The 247-nt window shown below is 35.6% G+C and carries 1 protein-coding gene; it reads right to left on the bottom strand.

The window, feature by feature from the left end:
• Positions 1-247, bottom strand: a 247-nt coding sequence (locus AACQ14_RS24040) for a DUF421 domain-containing protein (protein WP_339366066.1), incomplete at both ends; no start/stop codon positions are given.

The following is a 247-nucleotide window of genomic DNA, read 5'->3' as shown; positions in this document are numbered from 1 at the left end:
CATTGATGTATTCTGCCATTATAGGGAATTTTATTGTAAGTACCTGAACAAAATATACAAGTGCTGCCCATACTACCAATCCTACCCAATGAGGCCATGCAGCTGAACTTAAATCAGTGGTAAGCGTAGATGCCATTGAACCGATAGTTATTCCCAGAATATATTCAAAAAGCGTCAATTGACTGACTTGTTGTTTCCCAAGAAAACGTGTAAATATTAATAATGAAATAAAACCTATTACACCTCT

Source organism: Vallitalea maricola (assembly GCF_036985595.1).
GTDB lineage: Bacteria > Bacillota > Clostridia > Lachnospirales > Vallitaleaceae > Vallitalea > Vallitalea maricola.
The sequence above is the reverse complement of the archived record's forward strand: the minus strand, read 5'-3'. Positions and strand labels throughout refer to the sequence as shown.